Source organism: Vibrio sp. 2033 (assembly GCF_033339735.1).
The window spans coordinates 1-652 of record NZ_JAWOVC010000436.1; the positions used below are offsets into that span (position 1 = coordinate 1).

Annotated in this window: 1 protein-coding gene; it reads right to left on the reverse strand. The window is 46.9% G+C overall.

The window, feature by feature from the left end:
- On the reverse strand, positions 1-601 hold a 601-nt coding region (locus R7P74_RS27040), incomplete at its 3' end, for an aminotransferase class I/II-fold pyridoxal phosphate-dependent enzyme (protein ID WP_318123749.1).
- Positions 602-652 lie beyond the last annotated feature (51 nt).

A 652-nucleotide genomic window follows, 5' to 3' on the forward strand; every position in this document is an offset into this window, starting at 1 on the left:
GATTTGGATACTGAGCTAACAAATCCACCGTTGACGCCTCAGGGCAAAAATCGATGTACGCTTCGTCCATGACCACGATTGCTCGGTCTTTTGTCATCTCAAGCAGAGAGACAATATCTTCACGCTTAACGAGGTTACCGGTTGGGTTGTTTGGCGAACAAACAAAAACCAGCTTGACGTTATCGAGATTGGATTCGATGCCAGCAAGGTCAAGCTGCCAATCCGATGTTAGCGGTACAGTCTTACGTTCAACACCAATGGTTTCAGCACTGATTGCGTACATACCGTAAGTCGGTGGGCAGTACAAAATCGCGTCTTGTCCTGGCTCACAGAAAGCGCGAACTAAAAGCTCGATACCTTCGTCAGCACCACGAGAAGTAAGCGTCTGTTCTGGCTTTACACCCGCGTAGGCAGCGTAAGCAGAAATAAGCGCTTTTGGCTGGCATTCGCTGTAGCGGTTTAGGCGAGCAAAATCCGTTTTGTACTCATTATTAAATGGAGATTCATTGGCGTTGAGCCAAACGTCACCCGTGCCGCCAATTCGGCGAGCAGATAAATACGGGGTTAATTCTTGAACTTGTTTGCGTGCTAGCTTTTCCATCTCTTTACTCTCTTATTATCTATTTTTGGTCAGCTTTTCTACTCGGATGGT